General features: G+C 35.9%; 20 protein-coding genes and 1 riboswitch. Of the genes, 1 reads left to right on the top strand and 19 read right to left on the bottom strand.

The genetic code is table 11. The annotated features are described in order from the left end of the window. Positions 1-66: 66 nt before the first annotated feature. From KJS36_RS06970 to KJS36_RS06940, 7 genes are all read right to left on the bottom strand, one after another. A complete protein-coding gene (locus KJS36_RS06970) occupies positions 67-573 on the bottom strand; it encodes an NUDIX domain-containing protein (RefSeq protein WP_213536037.1) in 507 nt (168 codons plus the stop codon). A 1-nt stretch (position 574) separates the two neighbouring features. Further along, a complete protein-coding gene (gene folP, locus KJS36_RS06965) occupies positions 575-1648 on the bottom strand; it encodes a dihydropteroate synthase (protein ID WP_213536035.1) in 1074 nt (357 codons plus the stop codon). Beyond that, the gene (folE, locus tag KJS36_RS06960; RefSeq protein WP_213536033.1) at positions 1645-2694 is read right to left on the bottom strand and encodes a GTP cyclohydrolase I FolE; all 1050 of its coding nucleotides are present in this window, start codon (positions 2692-2694) and stop codon (positions 1645-1647) included. The genes folP and folE overlap by 4 nt, the downstream gene beginning before the upstream one ends. 24 nt (positions 2695-2718) lie before the next feature. Beyond that, positions 2719-3069 (bottom strand): dihydroneopterin aldolase, encoded by a 351-nt coding sequence (folB, locus tag KJS36_RS06955; RefSeq protein ID WP_213536031.1) that lies wholly within the window; start codon positions 3067-3069, stop codon positions 2719-2721. 72 nt (positions 3070-3141) lie between these two features. After that, the gene (yihA, locus tag KJS36_RS06950; RefSeq protein ID WP_213536029.1) at positions 3142-3729 is read right to left on the bottom strand and encodes a ribosome biogenesis GTP-binding protein YihA/YsxC; all 588 of its coding nucleotides are present in this window, start codon (positions 3727-3729) and stop codon (positions 3142-3144) included. Further along, positions 3719-4963, bottom strand: coding sequence for an ATP-dependent Clp protease ATP-binding subunit ClpX (gene clpX, locus KJS36_RS06945; RefSeq protein ID WP_213536027.1), 1245 nt, complete (start codon positions 4961-4963; stop codon positions 3719-3721). The genes yihA and clpX overlap by 11 nt, the downstream gene beginning before the upstream one ends. A gap of 210 nt (positions 4964-5173) precedes the next feature. Continuing rightward, a complete protein-coding gene (locus tag KJS36_RS06940; RefSeq protein ID WP_213536166.1) occupies positions 5174-5683 on the bottom strand; it encodes a dihydrofolate reductase in 510 nt (169 codons plus the stop codon). Between the two features lie 275 nt (positions 5684-5958). Between KJS36_RS06940 and KJS36_RS06935 the strand changes: the two genes are divergently transcribed. Further along, on the top strand, positions 5959-6462 hold the full coding sequence (locus tag KJS36_RS06935; protein ID WP_213536026.1) for a tRNA (cytidine(34)-2'-O)-methyltransferase: 504 nt from the start codon (positions 5959-5961) through the stop codon (positions 6460-6462). Between the two features lie 40 nt (positions 6463-6502). Here the strand turns inward: KJS36_RS06935 and KJS36_RS06930 are convergent, their stop codons facing one another. From KJS36_RS06930 to KJS36_RS06875, 12 genes are all read right to left on the bottom strand, one after another. Further along, positions 6503-8833 carry a 5'-nucleotidase C-terminal domain-containing protein gene (locus KJS36_RS06930; protein ID WP_213536024.1) on the bottom strand — a complete coding sequence of 777 codons (2331 nt, stop codon included), beginning with the start codon at positions 8831-8833 and terminating at the stop codon, positions 6503-6505. A gap of 137 nt (positions 8834-8970) precedes the next feature. Further along, positions 8971-10245, bottom strand: coding sequence for a nucleobase:cation symporter-2 family protein (locus KJS36_RS06925; protein WP_213536022.1), 1275 nt, complete (start codon positions 10243-10245; stop codon positions 8971-8973). A gap of 17 nt (positions 10246-10262) precedes the next feature. Next, positions 10263-10862: a xanthine phosphoribosyltransferase gene (locus KJS36_RS06920; RefSeq protein ID WP_213536020.1), complete on the bottom strand. Its 600-nt coding sequence runs from the start codon at positions 10860-10862 to the stop codon at positions 10263-10265. A 107-nt stretch (positions 10863-10969) separates the two neighbouring features. Then, positions 10970-11067, bottom strand: a riboswitch (purine riboswitch). A gap of 124 nt (positions 11068-11191) precedes the next feature. Continuing rightward, entirely contained in the window at positions 11192-12181 is a 990-nt protein-coding gene (gene guaC, locus KJS36_RS06915; protein ID WP_213536018.1) for a GMP reductase, read from the bottom strand. 216 nt (positions 12182-12397) lie between these two features. After that, the gene (locus KJS36_RS06910) at positions 12398-13018 is read right to left on the bottom strand and encodes a TIGR01906 family membrane protein (RefSeq protein WP_213536016.1); all 621 of its coding nucleotides are present in this window, start codon (positions 13016-13018) and stop codon (positions 12398-12400) included. A 116-nt stretch (positions 13019-13134) separates the two neighbouring features. Continuing rightward, a complete protein-coding gene (locus KJS36_RS06905; RefSeq protein WP_213536014.1) occupies positions 13135-13902 on the bottom strand; it encodes a TIGR01457 family HAD-type hydrolase in 768 nt (255 codons plus the stop codon). A gap of 84 nt (positions 13903-13986) precedes the next feature. Next, complete coding sequence (locus KJS36_RS06900) at positions 13987-14715, bottom strand: acyl-[acyl-carrier-protein] thioesterase (RefSeq protein WP_213536011.1); 729 nt, start codon at positions 14713-14715, stop codon at positions 13987-13989. Positions 14716-14822: 107 nt separating this feature from the next. Further along, positions 14823-15263: a deoxycytidylate deaminase gene (locus KJS36_RS06895; protein ID WP_213536009.1), complete on the bottom strand. Its 441-nt coding sequence runs from the start codon at positions 15261-15263 to the stop codon at positions 14823-14825. Positions 15264-15340: 77 nt separating this feature from the next. Then, the gene (locus tag KJS36_RS06890) at positions 15341-16135 is read right to left on the bottom strand and encodes a glycoside hydrolase family 25 protein (protein ID WP_244842807.1); all 795 of its coding nucleotides are present in this window, start codon (positions 16133-16135) and stop codon (positions 15341-15343) included. A gap of 43 nt (positions 16136-16178) precedes the next feature. Next, positions 16179-17303, bottom strand: a complete 1125-nt coding sequence (hemW, locus tag KJS36_RS06885) for a radical SAM family heme chaperone HemW (RefSeq protein WP_213536005.1) — start codon at positions 17301-17303, stop codon at positions 16179-16181. Continuing rightward, positions 17300-17887: a hypothetical protein gene (locus tag KJS36_RS06880; RefSeq protein WP_213536003.1), complete on the bottom strand. Its 588-nt coding sequence runs from the start codon at positions 17885-17887 to the stop codon at positions 17300-17302. The genes hemW and KJS36_RS06880 overlap by 4 nt, the downstream gene beginning before the upstream one ends. 56 nt (positions 17888-17943) lie before the next feature. Further along, positions 17944-18792: an aldo/keto reductase gene (locus tag KJS36_RS06875; RefSeq protein WP_213536001.1), complete on the bottom strand. Its 849-nt coding sequence runs from the start codon at positions 18790-18792 to the stop codon at positions 17944-17946. Positions 18793-18849: the final 57 nt, after the last annotated feature.

Raw genomic sequence — 18849 nt, 5'->3', positions numbered from 1 at the left:
AAATCTATTGTTCATTTTTTAATTTTTAGCATAGCCAATAACTTCCATCTAATCGTTCCTGACTTGTTAGCTTATGGATAAGTGATATTTATAATATTTTCTAAATTCCAAGGGAGCTTCTTGTTCATCAAGCAAGAAATAAGGTAATTCTTCTTGTTCAGACTTTTGTGGTGAAAGAGTTAATAAATAGCGAAAATCAATATGTAAATGTGCTTGCTCATTCTTTACTTTATTAAAAGGAATCTCAATAAGATTAACATCAATCAATCGTGTAGGATTTTCTGCAAAAAATCCTGTTTCCTCATGAAATTCACGAAAAGCTGTTTCGACTGGTTCTTCTCCCAACTCTACGTGTCCAGCAGGTAAAAGAATTTCTAGTTGATAGGGATGTTCAATGAAAACCATCTTCTCACCATAAAAAACGACAGCACTTGCCGAAAGTTGCAAATTAGGATTTGATTTTCCTTTGAGTTCTACATCAGTATGGGCAAGGATATTACAAATTTTATTTAATTTTTCTTCATCTTCAAAAGCTAATAATCCTTGTATTTGTTTAATTAATTTATCGTTCATCTTAAAATTCCTGATAAAGTTTATAAGCGTCAATGAGATGCTTGGTTTCTTTTGTATCATGGACACGCAAAATACGTCCACCATCAGCAATCATCTGTGCTTCAAGCATTAAACTTGAAAACAATCTTTCGTCACCTTTAGCAGAAAAAATATTTTCCATAAAAGATTTTCGAGAAATAGCAATCATTACTGGAAAGCCAAGTTCTGCTAACAAGTCTGTACTTTTCACACGTTGTACAGAATCACTACCACTTGGACCATTCCAAAACCCTACACCAGCATCTATACAAATCTGTTCTTTTTTTAGTCCTAATTCAAGAAGTTCATTTCCTTTATTCATAAAAAATTTAGGAAGTTCTTCATAAACATTATCCGCATAAGAAAAGCCAGCTCGTCCATTATTCATCGCAACCACTGAAGGAAGATAGTTATGAACTATTTTCAATTTTTCTTCTGTATCAAAGCCATCTATATCATTGATGATATCTATTCCTGCATCAATAGCTCTTTCCATAACGTAAGCTTCATCAGTATCTACTGCTAAGACTGATTTGGGAAATTCTTTTCTCATTTCTGCTATGGCAACTTTTAATCTTAGCCATTCTTCTTCTGGTGTAATGTCTGAGTAGCCTGGTCTTGAAGACTTCCCCCCTAATTCTAAAACATCTGCTCCATTACTTAGATTTTCTTCGGCAACTTTCATGATATGAGATAAGCTTAAATTTTTTTTCGCTCCATCATAGAAAGAATCTGGTGTCACATTCATGATAGAATAAACAATCGGATTTAGAGTTAAATCAAAAGAGAAATTTTTTCCTGCCCAAATAATACGGTGTCGTTCAAAAATAGTTGAAAGTTTTTCTTTTTCATCTTCATTTTTCCAACTTTTAATCAATTTATAAAGTTCATAAATCGTTAATGAAAGAAGAATTTCATCTGAACTTATTTGTATCTGATTTCCGATGTGATAGAGTCTTTTTTGAAGTTCTTTATTTGTTTGACTTGTAATCTCTGAAAATTTGATGGTAATAACTTTTAAGCCGAAAGATTTCAAATTTAATTCTATAATTTTCATAAAAGACTTTCTAAAAATTCTGTTTTCTTATCTCTATTTTTGTCAAATTCTCCAAGATAAAAAGATGTTTGTGTGAGGGAATTTATTTTTCTCACACCACGCATTTCTATACACATATGTCGTGCTTCAACTACAACGGCAACTCCTTTTGGTTCTAAAATTTCATTTAAGATTTCAGCAACATCTCTGGTGATATTTTCCTGAACAGAAAGTTTGTGACTGACATAATCTACCAGTCGTGGAATTTTAGAAAGTCCGATAATTTTTCCATCACTGGGAATATAAGCAACATGAACTTTTCCAAAAAAAGGAAGCATATGATGCTCACACATAGAATAAAATGGAATATCTTTTATCAAAACCATTTGCTCTGTTGACGTTTTTTCTATTTCAAATAATTTATACTCGGTAAACTTTTTCAGATGCTGTGATGAAAGAATTTCTTTATACATTTTTGCCACGCGCGTTGGTGTTTCAAGTAATCCTTCTCGCTCTGGATTTTCTCCTACAGCACTTAAAATATCATAAATTGCTTTTTCTATTTTTTGCTGTGCTGGCATTTCTTCCGCAACTTCTCGTATTTCTTGATTAGTTTTCTTTAAGTTGTCTATTGCTTCTGTTATCTTAGAAAAATATGCAAATTTATTATCAATTAAATCTAAAAGAGGAATTAAAACAAATAAACGATTAAAGATTTCTTTATGTGGAATAATAAGAGTTTCCTCGTTAACTATCATATCTCCATAAAATAAAATGTCAATATCAATTGTCCGCGGTCCCCAATGAATGGTTCTCTCCCGATTTAATGCTGTTTCAATATCATGAATAACAAGGAGTAACTCTTGAGGAGATAAAGTTGTTGAAAGTCTGACTGCTAAATTTATAAAATCATCTTGTATTACTTCTCCAACAGGCGAAGTAGTATAAAATTTAGATTTTTTTTCAATTAAAATTTGTGGATTTTTTCCTAAAACCTGGACAGCTTCGTGTAAATAATACTGTTTATCTCCTATATTACTTCCTAAGCTTAAATAAACTGTTTGCATTCCTATATTCTCCTCATTTTGAAATTAAGCTTTCATTTCAATCTCAACAGAATCAAAGATTCCTTCAATCGGTACGGCGAGTTTTCTGATATGAACTTCAACGTTAGCGATTTTATCATTTTTTTCTTTAATTTCTTTTATTATTTTAAAAGCAAGTGTTTCTATAAGATCTACCTGTGAATTTTTAATAAGTTCAGCAATGATTTCATAAAATTCAACATAACTCAGTGTTTCTGACAAGTCGTCTCGCCCTGAGAAATTAAAAGTTGTTTCAATCGTTAAATCAATTTCTAAATTTTGTCCAAGAATTTTTTCCTCAGGCAAAACACCGATGTGTCCGCGAAATTTCATGTTATTAATTTTGATTTTATACATTGTTTAAATTTATCCTCCTAAATACTAGAAAAGGCTATGAAATCATCATAGCACTCTTCTAATTTTAATCGTTTAGAAAAATTTTTCTAGTGCTTGCCAAGCTTCATTAAGTCCTGTCTTATCAAAAGATGAAAAAATAATGAAATCATCTGTACTATCAAATTTCAAAGATTTTCTAATCATGGCTTCTTGTTTATTCCAGCGTCCTTTTGGAATTTTATCTGCTTTGGTTGCCACAAGAATAACTGGAAGGTGATAATATTTTAAGAACTCATACATCAATTTATCATCTTCTGAGGGTTCATGACGAATATCAACAAGACTCACAACAGCACGTAAATTTTCTCGTGTTGTCAGATATTCTTCAATCATTTTTCCCCATTTTTCACGTTCAGTCTTGGAAACACGAGCATAACCATATCCTGGAACATCAACAAAATGTACTTTTTCATCAATATTATAAAAGTTAAGTAACTGTGTTTTTCCGGGATTTGCAGAGGTTCTTGCAAAATTTTTGCGATTGAGTAAGGTATTGATAAAACTTGATTTTCCAACATTTGAACGTCCTGCAAGAGCTATTTCGGGTAAAGCTGTTTCAGGATATTGCTTTTTAGATGCGGCTGAAATTGTCAGTGTTAAATTATTGATATTAACTTTCATTCATTTCTCCGTTATCTCTAATAAGTTGAGGTTTTTCTTTTCCTCGTACAACTGCTTCTGTGATGATGACTTTTTTTATTGTTTCGTCACTTGGAACTTCAAACATGATATCCATCATTACTTCTTCAATAATTGAGCGAAGTCCACGTGCTCCTGTTTTGCGTTCAATAGCTTTTTCTGCTATTGCTCGAAGTGCTTGCTCTTCAAATTCTAACTCAACGCCATCAAAGAATAAAAGACGTTTGTATTGTTTAATCAGTGCATTTTTGGGTTCTGTTAAAATATGGATTAAATCATCTTCTGTCAATCTTTCTAAAGCAGCAACGACAGGTAATCGCCCGATAAATTCTGGGATTAAACCGAATTTTTGAATATCTTCTGCGATAATTTCTTGCATATAAGATTGATCTTCATTGAGAACGATATTATTAGCTCCAAAACCAATGATTTTCTCGCCTAATCGTTGTTTGACGATTTCTTCAATACCATCAAATGCTCCTCCGACGATGAAAAGAATATTTTTAGTATCTACTTGAATCATTTCTTGATTGGGATGCTTACGTCCTCCTTGTGGTGGTACGCTTGCCACTGTTCCTTCAATTATTTTCAAGAGAGCTTGTTGGACTCCTTCTCCTGAAACGTCACGTGTAATAGAAACATTTTCTGACTTTTTGGCAATTTTATCAATTTCATCAATGTAGATAATTCCACGTTGAGCGCGCTCGATATTGAAATCACTAGCTTGTAAAAGTTTTAAAAGAATATTTTCTACATCTTCTCCAACATAACCCGCTTCAGTTAAACTTGTTGCATCTGCGATTGCAAATGGTACATTTAGTAATTTAGCAAGTGTTTGAGCTAAGAATGTTTTTCCTGAGCCTGTTGGGCCGATAAGGAGAATATTTGATTTTTGAAGTTCAATATCATCATTTGTACTGTCTGCAAAATTGATACGTTTATAATGATTATAAACGGCTACTGCTAATGCACGTTTAGCGTGTTCTTGACCAATAACATAGTCATTAAGATGATTAAACATTTCTAAAGGTGTTTGTACTGCTTCAATCTCTGTGGCAAGTTCCTCTTGTTTCTCTTCTTCAAGAATATGGGCTGAAAGAGCGACGCATTCGTTGCAAATATAAACATCATTTCCAGCGATGATTCTTTTGACATCATCTTGGGATTTTCCACAAAATGAACAATAAATAGGTGTTTGAGTTGTATTATTAGGCATTTTTTGTTTTTCTAGTTTTTATTAAAATAAGGTGCCAAAAAAGGCATGAATTGAGTTGACAAGATTTGTAAAGGCATTTAAGAGAAATAATGTTCCTAAGCCCCAACGTTTTTTACGAAAACATTGAATCATAATTACTATACAAATCCAGCACATGAGGGCTGTAAATAGTCCAAAAATTGATTTTATCATAGTTTATTCACTTTTTATTTATTTTTTGATATTTATTTTTTGATATTTTTTTATCGTAAAATCATAAGGGTTTTTTTCATCTTTTTCATGAAAAATTTCTGAAAGAAGTTTAAAATTATTAAAATCGAAAGTTATGGGGAAAGAAGCATCACCAGTAAATTGACCATGAACAACTGTGCGGTAGAGGATTTCAAGATGCTTCTCAAAAAGTTGCAAAATCTCTGCGCCACCTGTGATGAATAAATCTTTTTCTTGCGCATAATACCAATCAAGCACTTCTTGCACGTCATTCATCACTAGAACATCATCACTTTCTGCTTGATAATCTTTATCTCTGGTGAGAACAATACTAATACGTCCAGGCAAAACACGTTTTTTCATACCTTCAAATGTTTTTCTTCCCATCAGAATGGCCTGATTCATTGTTGTTTGCTTGAAATGTGCTTGTTCTGCTGGAAGATACCAAGGCATACGCCCTTGATTTCCAATGATACCATGCTCATCTTCTGCCCATATTCCGTAAATCATCATTCGTTCTCTTTCCAAAATTTTTCTCTTTTCATTATAGCAAATTTTTGATTTTTTAGCTGGAAAAACTCTAGTTTGAAACTATTTTCATCATATTCATCACTTTTTCTTTACAAATATCAAAATAAGTGTTATCATATAAATACGTTAATTTGTTTCAATCACGCCTGTTATGATTAAAGCAAATTAGTCCCCCAACAAGACTTCTTGCTGAGCTTGACTCCGAGGGGTCTTGTTTTTTTATTTGGAAAAGTAAGTTTTGAAAGAAGAAAAAAATGAATCACATTGCACTTTTTGAACCTCGTATTCATTCAAATACTGGAAATATTGCACGCACTTGTGCTGCTACTAATACAACTTTGCATTTAATCGAACCTTTTGGTTTTGAAATTACTGATAAGCATTTAAAACGTGCTGGGCTTGATTACTGGGATAAGGTAAATATCGTTTATCATAAAAATTTAGATGATTTCATGTCCTGCGTTAATGGAAAGTTATTTCTTGTCAGTAAATTTGCGGAACAGACTTATTCAGAAGCTGATTATACAGCTCCTGATGAAGATTACTATTTTCTTTTTGGACGTGAAGATACTGGCTTGCCTGAAGAATTTATGCGTGAAAACCGTGAAAAATGTATTCGGATTCCTATGAATGATACCCACGTACGCGCACTGAATTTGTCAAATTGTGCTTGTATGATTATTTATGAAGCCTTACGTCAACAAGAGTTTAAGGGACTTGAGCTGGTACATACTTATGAGAAAGATAAATTAAAATAAATAAAACTCTTATCATTTTGAGATGATAAGAGTTTTATTTTTATTGTAATGGTACACCTGAAGCATCATAAGTTTTTTCGACTGGCATTGTCGTTGGAACTGTTTCGATGGATTTTATGTAATTGATAAAAGCATCCGTATCAATATCATTGTATCCTGGAATAATTGTTGTGTTTTTAAAGGCATTAAAACCATCTCCACCACCTTTGATAAATTCATTGATAACAACATGGTAACTTTGATTAAGTTCTATCGGTGTGCCATCTAGTTTTGTCATATTAGAAACAACATAAGGTTCAGCATATGGATATTCGCTATGAGCAATATCTGGATTTTTTGTTACGGTATAGTTAATCCCATACTCTTGAAGCCAGAGCTGATCATCACCTACAATCTCGCTATCATAAGTTTGTTCATTGAGAGCATTTTTGATTTGTTCACCAGTCATTGAAACGACTTCTAAGACATTTCTGAATGGTTGAACAGTTTGTGCATCTCCCCAAGTAATATTTCCTACACTATCTGCATTCAAATCTGAGCGAATCCCACCATTATTTGTAATTGCAAAATCAACTGTGACACCTGTTGGATTGAGTGCTTGATTGGCATCCCACCATTGTGCTTTTGTAATGAATTCTCCTAGGGCAGATTCCCCAAGTGTAGTTGGAGTTTTGGCGGCCGCTACAGTTTTACCTGTACTGTCTAATTGGTCTAATGCTGGAAGATTATGAACTTTGTTGAACGCTTCATCTCCTCCACTTCGTCCACTGGCAAGAATTTGTCCCTGTGCTTGGTATTTACCAATCGTTTCACTGGCGATTTTATCCGTAATTGCTTTTGCTTTGGTTACGATATTAGCAACCGTGACATCTGGTGTAATACTGGTATTTGATTGATCCACTGGAACGATGTCAGCGTCTGGTTCTGTCGAAAAGTCATTGGTTTTAAAGTTATAAGTTGCTTTGACATTATCAAATGCTTCACCAAATGACAAGGCTTGAACAACCCTTACACCATTAACTGTACCATTTGTAAAAGTATGAGAATGTCCTGCAACATAGAGGTCAACTGAGTTTTTTGGATCAATTTGATCAAGTTTTTTGATAATATCTGCGGTTTCTCCTTCAACTGGAGAATTGGCACCATTGAGATTGTCGGAAGCTGTATGTCCTAAAACAACAATGGCATTAACACCTTTAGCACGCAATTCTTTTGAATATTTGGCGATGGCTGTGGCCGGATCTGTAAAGTTGTAGGCTTCAACATTTTTGGCAACAACGATACTTGGCGTTGAGGTAGTGATAACACCAATAACACCTATTTTGACTGTTTGAGTTTTGGCAGCATACCAAGCGATGCTCTCATATCTCCAACCCAATTTTACTAGGTTATTCTTTTCGTAAGCATTTGTTGTGTAGAAATGCAAGCCTGATTGAGGATTGTAAATACGATAAATCGCTGTGCCAGTAGCCGCTGTTGCTGTATGATAGGCGATATTTTCATAACTCCAGCCAGATTTGATAAGAGAATTTTTCTCATAAGCACTTGTGGTATAGAAATGCTCACCGGTATTTTTATTGTAAAGACGATAAACAGCTGCTCCTTTGGCTGAAGTTTGGAACGCAATGCCTTCGTTTTTCCAGCCAAGTTTTACGTCACTATTGCGTTCGTAGCTACTCATGGTGTAAAAGTGTTCTCCACTGCTTGGATTGTAGAGACGATAAACGTTTTGTGTGTTGGTAATTTGCTTATTAAGTACAGTATAAGGTTGATAACCATTAGGAATTTTTCCATCGGATTTATCAACTAAATTTGCAACGACTTCTTGGTAACCTGCAGAAAGTTGTTCTTGGCTAAATTCTTTATAAAATTGAGAAGCTGCGCTTGTATCATTGGGGACAGGATCTTTTCCTGATAGGATTGTTTTTAGTTGGGAGAGTCCCTTGTCAAACTCATGGTTGCCAAGCGTTCCCACTTGGATATTCATGGCGTGCAAGGCGGCTAATGTAGGCTGATCATAGATAAGTGCTGATTCTGCTGGACTGGCACTAATCATATCTCCGGCTTGGACACGAAAACTTACACCAGTTGGATTTGCTGATTTGAAATCACTGGTATATTTATTGAGGTATCCTGCTAATTCTGCAGCTGTCCCTGTTTTGGCTATCGTACCCGTTGGCATATTTGCCTTACTGGTTGTTGCAATATTACCGTGAAAGTCGTTGATTCCGAGGATTTGAACTGGAACTGTTGAAGAATTTGAGTTATCAGCATGAACAGATGTTTCTGCTCCAATAATCGCAATTGTTCCTGCAGCAATAACTGTTGCAAGTAAATATTTACTTTTGAAGTAGTGGTGTCTGGATTGCATAAGGGCTCCTTTTTTTAATTATATCTTATATGTTAAGGTTTTTTTAAGATAAAGGCAATATTGTTTTCTAAAAAATAACGTATTTTTTAGAAAACAAAAGGTATTTCCGAACAATATGTTTTGGAAATACCTTTTGTTTAATTCGTTTCTTTTTTTCCGTGATTGAAAATAAGATTTAAGATAATTGCACTGAGCGTACTCATGACGATCCCGTTAGAGATGAATGGTTGTATCATCTTAGGAAGACTGACGAAAAGGTTGCTTGAATCGAAACCTATTCCCATTGCTACTGCAACTGCGGCGATGAGGAGATTTTGATTGCCTTCGAAGCTTACTTTTCCTAACATATGAATCCCTTGCATGGCAACCATACCAAACATAATGAGCATAGCACCACCTAAAACGGAATTTGGAATAAGTTGAGCTACTGCGGCAAACTTAGGAATAAGTCCTAAAATAATCAAAAATCCTGCTGTAAAATAAAGTGGTTTACGATTTTTAATGCCCGAAAGTTGAACAAGTCCGACATTTTGTGAAAATCCTGTGTAGGGAAAAGTGTTAAAAATACCACCGAGGAGAACAGCGAAACCTTCGGCACGATAGCCGTTTCTGATACGTTTTTCACTGAGTTCTTCGCCTGTAATATCGGCAAGTGCGAGGTAAACACCAGTTGACTCAACGAGAGAGACGATAGCGATAATAATCATCATCAAACAATCTGCTAGGTAGAACTTAGGCGCTGCGAAATAAAAAGGAACTGGAAGATGAACCCAAGGTGCTTGAGCAACAGCATGAATATCAACAATTCCCATAAAACTAGCAACAATCGTGCCAGCAACTAATCCAATGAGAATTGAAATTGAACGGATAAAGCCTTTTGTAAAAATATTAATAAGTAAAATGACTATGATTGTGAAAAAGGCAAGAAATAAACTGTTTAAAGTCGGTTTAGTGCTATTATCTCCCATATTGCCAATAGCTACAGGGATAAGGCTTAAGCCAATCGTTGTGATGACAGAACCTGTGACGATTGGTGGAAAGAGTTTGCGAATTTTTGAAAAAATACCAGAAACTAAAATGACAAAAATACCTGAAACAATGAGTGATCCAAACATTGAGCCTGCTCCGTGTTTTTGACCAATCGCAATCAAAGGAGCAACGGATTGGAAAGCAACACCGAGTACAATTGGAAGTCCAACACCAAATTGTTTGCGAAGCTGAAGTTGTAAAAATGTAGCTAAGCCACACATGAAAATATCGGTCGCAATCAAATAAGTCAGCTGCTCTGGTGAATAATGGAGTGCACCGGCAATCATAATCGGTACTAAGATTGAACCAGAATACATAGCGAGTAGATGTTGCAATCCTAAAACTGAGGCTTGCGCATTCCCTTGGTTGTTCTTTTGAAACATTTTTTGAGTTCTCCTTTTTATTGTTGGTCTAAACTGCTATCATCTGCTGATGCAAACTGAACAGCACCATCTTCAAAACTGGCAATACGTGCTAGGGATGTGAGGGAAATTCCTTTGTCTTGCAATAATTGTCTGCCTGTTTGGAAAGACTTTTCAATGACAATACCGATACCTGCAACTTCTGCTTTAGCTTGCGCCATCAACTCTAAAAGTCCAAGAGCTGCTTGACCATTGGCGAGAAAATCATCAATAATCAAAATATTATCGTTTTCTGAGATGAATTTTTTGGAAATTGAAACGGTTGATGTGAGTTGTTTTGTGAAACTAAAAACTTCTGTGGTGAGCAATTCATCATTCATTGTGAGATTTTTTGCTTTTTTGGCGAAAACCATGGGAACATTTAGGGCTTCTGCTGTATAAAGTGCTGGTGCAATACCGCTGGCCTCGATAGTGACAACTTTTGTAATATTTTTGTCGGCATAAACATCTGCAAGACGTTGTCCAATTGCTTTCATTAGTGAAAAATCTACTTGGTGAGTTAAAAAGCTATCTACTTTTAAAATATCTTTTCCTAAGACTTTTCCATCAGCTTTTATGCGCTCTTCGAGTAATTTCATGGTTTCTCCTTGTTTCTATTTTGTTAGAATTTTCTTATATGATGAAATAAAAAATGCCCTGTCAATAGTGACAGAGCGTTTCATATGTTCAATAGAATCAAAATTTGCGTGCAAAAAAAGATTCTTATTGTCTCGCTTTTACGGTGCGAGGTAGAAACGCCCAGCCATATTCTAGGTATAAATAAGATAATTTTATTATAGTTTAATTTATTAATATTTTCAATGACTTATGAATGATAGTTCTTTACTTTTTAGTGTTTTCTTATACTTTCTCAATAATAGTTCTTTGTTTTTTGAATTATTTTTTAAATCCTGAAAATTTAGATTATTTATAAACTATCACCATTCCAAATAGAATTTTTTACAACGACATAATCAACTTTGGTGAGAGCTGAGAGGTCTTTTCCTCCTGCATAAGAGATGGAACTTTGCAGGTCTTCTTGCATTTCTTGAAGTGTATCACGAAGGGAACCTTTGTGAGGAAGAAGAATTTTTTTGCCTTCGACATTTTTGTGTTCGCCTTTTTGATATTCACTGGCTGAGCCGAAATATTCTTTGTAGAGTTCGCCATCGCGCTCAATGGTTTTTCCTGGGGATTCTTCGTGAGCGGCGAAAAGTGAGCCAATCATGACCATTGTTGCTCCCATGCGGATGGATTTTGCGATATCTCCGTGGGTACGAATACCGCCATCGGCGATAATTGGTTTACTGGCTGCTTTGGCACACCACCGGACGGCGGCTAATTGCCAACCTCCTGTACCGAAACCTGTTTTTACTTTTGTGATGCAGACTTTTCCAGGACCGATACCGACTTTAGTTGCATCTGCGCCAGCGTTTTCTAGTTCACGGACGGCTTCTGGTGTGCCGACATTTCCTGCGATAACAAAGACTTGAGGCATGAGACGCTTGATGAGCTGAATCATCTCGATGACGCTGTTTGCATGACCGTGAGCGATATCAATTGTAATAAATTCTGGAATGAGAGCTTTTTCCGAAAGTTCGCGAACAAATGCGTGTTCGTCAGCTTTTACACCAACTGAGATTGATGCAATCAGGTTTTGTTTGTGCATTTTTTTGATAAATTCGGCACGTTTTTCCGCTTCAAAACGGTGCATGATGTAGAAATAACCTTCTTTTGCAAGCATTTCGGCGATACTATCATCAATGATTGTTTGCATATTGGCTGGGACAACTGGAAGTTTGAAGCTGTATTTGCCTAGCTTTACGCTGGTATCAGCTTCACTCCGGCTGTTTATCACACATTTATTGGGAATAAGTTGAATGTCTTCGTAATCAAAGACTGAATTGAGACTGTTCATTTTTATGTACTTCGCTTATTTTTTAAGCGATTTTCCTTTCACAAAATGTCACAGAAATACCGACCTAGCCTTGTGGCTTCTCTTGATTTGGCGATTTTCATCTTCTGTCCACCAAACTTTCCTTTATTATTGTAACTTATTTTTGTGGGAATATGCTAAAAAATTCTGTCTTTGGGACAGAATTTAGTGAGATTGTTCGGAAATAACATTTCTTTTTTATATTTTGCGTTTTTTTGTCCGTGAATAGCCGTATCTATAGAGTAAGAAAAAGGAAAATTCATAGATAATAAGGAAAATGATAAATGTGTGCATGAAATATTGTTCGGGTAAAACATTGATAATTGGGTCTGTGTTTGGATTGAAAAGCCATGTATTATCTCGAAAAATTGCTTCGTGAAAATAGATAAAAAAGTCGTTAAATCCGAGCAAATAGACCACTATTCCCATAAAAATGGGAACTGCCATGAGGAGTCTCAAAGCGCTGTGAAAGCGAATCGACAGATGTTCGCGCATAAAAATAATGAAGGCAGGTATAAGAACAACGCTCAGAGCGATGGCTAGTAAAAAAAGCTGTTTGACTTCTGAAAAATGCTTCAATCCATTTACTGATGAAGGAAAATTGGGCATAGCTAAATGAGAAACAAAAGGATTGAGCAGGTAATTCATCAGGATAGCGAAGTTGTGCATCAATGTGTGGCTATTCATTTTTGCTAGGCTATCGAGATGATACCAGGAAATTTCCAAGTGAAACAGTGGGAAAGCGAGCAGGATTGTGATGACAACTGAGAAGGCTATAATCCACAAAATTGTTAGTCCAAATAAAATTTTATCGCGCATTTTTCCTCTTTTTTTGTAAATTTTTTTGACAGAACTGTCAATTTATTCTCGGACAGAGTGAACTGATGACAAGTTGTAAGTTTGTAGCCCGTCAAAAATTTTGTAATGAAAAAATCTTAAATTTCCCAGTCATCAAGGCTGGCTACAACGTGTGTTGGAGCAACGGGGAGATTTGGAACTTCTTCTGCTTTGGTAAATCCGCTGGTAACGAGAAGTGAGTCAATATTGTTGTTAATTCCTGTGCGGATATCTGTGAGATAATTGTCGCCAACCATGAGTAATTCTTCTTTGGCTAGAGCGATTTTTTCAACGGCTTTTTCGGCAATAATCGCTTCTGGTTTGCCAATATAAGTAGCTTTGACACGCGTAGCTGCTTCGAGTAGTTTGATGATTGAACCTGCTCCAGGCAATAAACCTCGCTCGCTTGGTAGATTTAAATCTGGATTTGTACCGATAAAAACGGCTCCTTTTTGAATAGCAAAAGTCGCAAGAGCGAGCATTTCATAAGTCAAGTCAGAATCCAGCGCCACAACAACATAAGCTGGATTTTCGCGGTCTTTCTTATAGCCTGCTTCATAAATCGCTTCTTTGAGTCCATCTTCGCCAATCACATAAACTGTTTTTTCTAAGCCTAAATCATCCATATAATTAACTGTAGCAAGACTTGCGGTGTAAATTGTTTCTATGGGTGTTTCGATATTGAACATGGTGCGCAAACGTTTTTGAACGACACGTGGTGTTTTAGTTGTATTATTTGTGAGAAAAAGATAAGGAATTTTTGCATCTTGCAGACGTTTGATAAAGCGTTCACCAGCTGGAATTCGGTGATTGCCCATGTAAATTGTCCCGTCCAAATCTATTAAATATCCTTTGTATTTTTTCATTTTTTTCTTTCTATTTTCTTATTTTGGGATAAAAACTTTTTTGACAGTTCTGTCAAAAACTTTTTAAGAGATTTGACAGTTTTGTCAAATTTTTTCCCAGACAATTTCGACTTGGGCGCTGTCATCATTTATGTTGTGCTGGCTTGACAGTTCTGTCAAAAGCATTTTTGCATCAATTTGGCTACCGTAAAGGACTTCGTGATTGTATTTGATATAAACTTTCTTAGGTTGATGATTTTTTCGGAAATCAAAATCAATCATATCCGATGCCCAATCATAATACTTGGCATTATTGACATGACCGTTCATATCAAGGTCTGAAAATCGTACAGGATAACTCATCAACTCCGCATTTTCAAATGTATCCTTCTTCGCGAATTTGTGGGAACGCAAAATACGGCTGGTTTTTTCAGATTGGTAAGGCGCGACAATCTCATCAAGCACGCGCTCAACTTTGCGACTTTCTTTATCCATCAACACCCAAGTGGATTTGATTTCAACCAAAACATTGCCAGCCGCATCTTTGAACCAAAAATTACGGTAACAGAAAAACTTGTTGTAGCTCGTGGCTTCGGTCTCAATCGTGATTGTTTCGCTGAATTTTGGCAATCGTGTAATTTCTAGCTCATACTCAATCACCGCCCAAAACAAGTGGTAATGTTCTGCCACCCAGACATCGCTCCGGTCAAGTTTTGTGGATTGGACACCGGAAATTTGCAAAGCAACTGCCAATAAACTAGAAATTTTCATATTTTTAAAGGCATCACTTTCGTAAAATGGCACCTGATATTTCTCACTATATTTTAAACTCATCCTTTATTTTACCTCATTTTCTAAGGAAGTTCTTACTATATTTTAACAAAATTTGTTAAATTTTTCATAAATTATCGAAGAAAAAAGCCTGCAAGCTGCAGAACTTCTTAAATTTTCTCGCATGAAATTCCCAAAGTTTTGATAAGACTTTCTTCATAATCATCTTTGGCATGATATTCATCAATGTATTTGATTTCCTTAACTCCTGAGGCAAGGACAAGTTTGAGGCAGGCAATACAAGGGAAAAGCGTCGTATAAAGAATTGCTCCTTCTGGTGATACACCGTGTTTGGCGGCTTGAGCAATCGCATTTTGCTCGGCATGAACAGTCGCTATACAATGTCCGTCCTTATCTTCGAGACAGCCAACATCTGTACAATGTGGCATTCCAGAAACCGAACCATTGTAGCCAGTTGACAGAAGTTGTCCGCTGGGACTGACTAAAAGAGCGCCAACTTGTGCATGATTACAGGTGGAACGCTTTGCGACTACTTGAACAATTTCTTTGAAATATTCATCTTTGCTGGGACGTTTTATTTTTTCAGACATTTGATTTCTCCATTTTTATCATTTGTATCTTATGTTATTATAACAAATTTTAGAAAATTATAATTTAAAAGCAGGGCTTAATTCCCCTTGCTTTTAAAAAGTTTATCATAATCTTTTTGTGTCCGAACCATACTCAAATCGACATCGCCAGTATAGCCAGGAACTGTTCCTTTGTCTGTAAATTGCTGCATGGAATAATTCAAAGTTGTGGTTGGCGAAGCATCCCAATAACCTGTATCTCGTCCATAATCTGCCATCCAGATAGCATCAAATCTCTTTGTATCAATATGATTATCCGTGATGAACCAATCTTGAGCATAAATACCGATGTTTTTTGCTCCTAATTTTGCAAGTTCTGAGCGAAATGCTTCAATGCCTGCGTTCATATTTTTCATATTTGTTACTTCAACATCTAGCCAATAATAGCTGGGTTGAAAATTTTTGGCGTGCTTATAAAAAGATTTGGCTTGCGTTTTCATCTGGCTGACATTTTTTCCTGTTACATAGGCATAAACAGCAACCGGAACTCCGCGTTTTTTGAAGGCTTGAATATGTTCTTTGTAAGCAACATCTTCTCCTGTTTTAGTCGCTGAACCGTCTGAAATACCTTCGGTTGCCTGAACACGGATAATTGCACCAATCACATGTTCGGAAAGGACATTATAATCAATCTCTTTGGGGCGCTGCCAACCTGACAAATCAATAACTGGTTTGTTTAAATCAGTCGTCGAATGTTGCAGACTAGTGTTAAAAACGACTCGTTTCATCATCTGAATCTGGGGTCTGAATCTGATGACACCTATCAATGCAACAATTCCAAACATACAGATGATAAAAATGACTGCTGTTATTTTTTTTAGTTTACGTCTCATCTTCGATTCCATTACTTAAATTTTACCAAAAAATTAATTTTTTTCAACTATCAAGCAAGAATTCAGCAAACACATCATTTCCTAATTCAAAGCCTTTATCAGTCATACGAATGGTTTCACGGTCGTCATAGAGCAATCCATGACCAATTAATTTTTTGACAGAACTGTCAAAAAGTTCATCAAAACTGACAGAAAATTTTTCTTCAAATTTTTTGACAGAAACACCAGATTTTTTACGTAAGCCAAGAAACATCTCTTCTTCAATCATTTCTTTTTGTGTCAGGATTTCCTCGTTGACGCGCTTATTTGTTGTTTCTAGGTAATGATGAACGGGGCCATGATTTTTATAACGAATCCCGTTCAAATATCCACTTGCGCCTGCTCCGATGCCGTAATATTCTGCATTGTCCCAATAAGTAAGATTGTGTTGACTTTCAAAACCAGTTTTTCCAAAATTTGAAACTTCATAATGATTGTATCCGTTTTCATTTAATTTGTCAACTATGTATTCATACATATCCGCATTTTTATCGTCATTTGGCAAATGAAGCTGACCGCGTCGTTCCCGATTCATGAAAATAGTATGGTCCTCCAAAATCAGACTATACAAAGCAACGTGCGGTAAATCAAGTGCTAAAAATTTTTCAACATCACTCTTAACAGTTTCCATCGTTTGACCTGGCAGAGCATAAATTAAATCAATCGTAATATTTTCAAAACCTGCTTTTTTTAATTTATCAATCGAGCGATAAACATCTTCCTCAGTATGTGTGCGTCCGATTTTTCTCAAAAGTTTATCGTCAAAAGTCTGTACACCAAGCGAAATACGATTGACAGGCGAATTTACAAGCACTTTGATGACTTCATCAGACAAATCACTCGGATTTGCCTCGACTGTAAATTCTGACAGAGCTGTCAAATCTAAATTTTCTGTCAAAGCGCTCAAAAGTCTCTCCAACTGCTTTGCTGTCAGCACAGTTGGCGTCCCTCCGCCGATATAAAGTGTTTTTAGTTGACGAATATCATAACTTTTAAATTCATCAATAAGCGCATCAAGATAAGCATCAACAGGTTGTCCGTCAAGCAAAACTTTAGCAAAATCACAATAATAACAAATATGAGAACAAAATGGGATATGAATATAAGCAGCTGTTGGTTTCTCAGTCATTTGACTTCCTTTCTCCGAGGGATAAAGCGCCGGTGTTCAATCGCAACACTCAAGGCAATATTGATTAAAAATAAATAAGCAGGAAAAGCAACTGAAGCAAAATTCCAATGCGAAATGGCTAAAAAGCTTGTGAAAGCAGAAAAAATCCCACTCGCATAAGGACTCACGTGTTCTGTTTCAGGATATTTCCAAGCCTTAGCAAAAGTTGGCAAACAAGCCAGAAAATCACTCAAAATCGAAAAAATAATCGCAATGTCTGCCTGTTTTGTCAAATACCAAAAAATGAGCGCCAAGAGAGAAACTGCGCCACATATCAAATCAAAACGTCGAATATCCCAGTAAGCTCCCTTGCAAACAAAGGAAAATACGAAAACAATCAACGTGCTAAATCCTGCCATAAAAACAGGTAAAACAGCTAAAGTCACTCCTTCAGAAAATGCAGCAATCGCAGCAATCGTTGGCGCCACCGACCAAAGAAGCCAGCTCACTTTATTAGGCTTTGCCTGCCCGCGAAACATCTGTCTCACATAACTCACAGCGGCAGAAAGTGAAATAAAAGCCGCTAAAAAAACGAAATAGTGCATAGAACAAGTATAACAAAAAGCGCTCAAAAGCGCCTTTTTAGAGATTTTATTAAATTTTATCCTTGTGTTGGATTGTGCCCAAAATCACGTGCTGTATCTTCGAGAGTATTCAAGGCTTTCATATCTTCCTCAGAAATTTTAAAATCAAGCCGTGCGTTATCTTCGATATGTCCTAAACTTGTTGCCTTTGGCAAAGGTAAAACACCATTTTGCAAGCAAAAACGAATAGCAAGCTGTGCTGTACTGACTTTATATTTCTCAGCCAAAGCAATAATTTTTTCATTTTCCAGCATATGTCCTGTGGCAAGCGGTGAATAAGCTTCAACAAGTAGTCCATTTTCTTGGGCAAACTGTGCAATCTTAGGTTCTGTAAACCCTACATAATACTGAATTTGATTGACCATTGGTTTGATTGTTGCTGTCGCAAAAAGTTTTGTCATATCCGCAACATCAAAATTTGAAATACCGATTGATTTTGCTCGTCCACTCTTGTAAATATCCTCAAAAGCGCGCCAAACCTCTTTATTTCCAGCGTCATTTGACTTACCGATTTCCCGCCATGACCAAGGCGCATGAATCAAATATAAATCCACATAATCCAGTCCGAGACGTTCCAAAGAACTTTCAAAATCAGCAAGTGCGCCATCATAAGTTTTAGTATCTGCTGGACATTTTGTTGTGATAAAAAGTTCTTCACGAGCAATACCAGAATCCTTGATTGCTCGTCCGACACTTGATTCATTTCCATAAACTTTTGCTGTGTCAATATGACGATAGCCTGCTTTTAAAGCATTTGCCACAGCATTATATGCTGTATCGCCATCTGGTGTTTGCCATGTTCCAAAACCAACTTTGGGAATTTTTACACCATTTGCCAAAGTATAAGTCTCAACTAGAATTGTCATTTTTGTAACCTCGCTTTCTCATTATATTATAACGCTTTCTTTCTAAAATGGCTATTT

Source organism: Lactococcus nasutitermitis (assembly GCF_018403765.1).
Taxonomy (GTDB): Bacteria; Bacillota; Bacilli; order Lactobacillales; family Streptococcaceae; genus Lactococcus; species Lactococcus nasutitermitis.
The sequence above is the reverse complement of the archived record's forward strand: the minus strand, read 5'-3'. Positions and strand labels throughout refer to the sequence as shown.

Coding starts and splice junctions, on each gene's coding strand:
- KJS36_RS06970 (WP_213536037.1), bottom strand. CDS start 573: ATGAACGATAAATTAATTAAACAAATACAAGGATTATTAGCTTTTGAA.
- folP (WP_213536035.1), bottom strand. CDS start 1,648: ATGAAAATTATAGAATTAAATTTGAAATCTTTCGGCTTAAAAGTTATT.
- folE (WP_213536033.1), bottom strand. CDS start 2,694: ATGCAAACAGTTTATTTAAGCTTAGGAAGTAATATAGGAGATAAACAG.
- folB (WP_213536031.1), bottom strand. CDS start 3,069: ATGTATAAAATCAAAATTAATAACATGAAATTTCGCGGACACATCGGT.
- yihA (WP_213536029.1), bottom strand. CDS start 3,729: ATGAAAGTTAATATCAATAATTTAACACTGACAATTTCAGCCGCATCT.
- clpX (WP_213536027.1), bottom strand. CDS start 4,963: ATGCCTAATAATACAACTCAAACACCTATTTATTGTTCATTTTGTGGA.
- KJS36_RS06940 (WP_213536166.1), bottom strand. CDS start 5,683: ATGATTTACGGAATATGGGCAGAAGATGAGCATGGTATCATTGGAAAT.
- KJS36_RS06935 (WP_213536026.1), top strand. CDS start 5,959: ATGAATCACATTGCACTTTTTGAACCTCGTATTCATTCAAATACTGGA.
- KJS36_RS06930 (WP_213536024.1), bottom strand. CDS start 8,833: ATGCAATCCAGACACCACTACTTCAAAAGTAAATATTTACTTGCAACA.
- KJS36_RS06925 (WP_213536022.1), bottom strand. CDS start 10,245: ATGTTTCAAAAGAACAACCAAGGGAATGCGCAAGCCTCAGTTTTAGGA.
- KJS36_RS06920 (WP_213536020.1), bottom strand. CDS start 10,862: ATGAAATTACTCGAAGAGCGCATAAAAGCTGATGGAAAAGTCTTAGGA.
- guaC (WP_213536018.1), bottom strand. CDS start 12,181: ATGAACAGTCTCAATTCAGTCTTTGATTACGAAGACATTCAACTTATT.
- KJS36_RS06910 (WP_213536016.1), bottom strand. CDS start 13,018: ATGCGCGATAAAATTTTATTTGGACTAACAATTTTGTGGATTATAGCC.
- KJS36_RS06905 (WP_213536014.1), bottom strand. CDS start 13,902: ATGAAAAAATACAAAGGATATTTAATAGATTTGGACGGGACAATTTAC.
- KJS36_RS06900 (WP_213536011.1), bottom strand. CDS start 14,715: ATGAGTTTAAAATATAGTGAGAAATATCAGGTGCCATTTTACGAAAGT.
- KJS36_RS06895 (WP_213536009.1), bottom strand. CDS start 15,263: ATGTCTGAAAAAATAAAACGTCCCAGCAAAGATGAATATTTCAAAGAA.
- KJS36_RS06890 (WP_244842807.1), bottom strand. CDS start 16,135: ATGAGACGTAAACTAAAAAAAATAACAGCAGTCATTTTTATCATCTGT.
- hemW (WP_213536005.1), bottom strand. CDS start 17,303: ATGACTGAGAAACCAACAGCTGCTTATATTCATATCCCATTTTGTTCT.
- KJS36_RS06880 (WP_213536003.1), bottom strand. CDS start 17,887: ATGCACTATTTCGTTTTTTTAGCGGCTTTTATTTCACTTTCTGCCGCT.
- KJS36_RS06875 (WP_213536001.1), bottom strand. CDS start 18,792: ATGACAATTCTAGTTGAGACTTATACTTTGGCAAATGGTGTAAAAATT.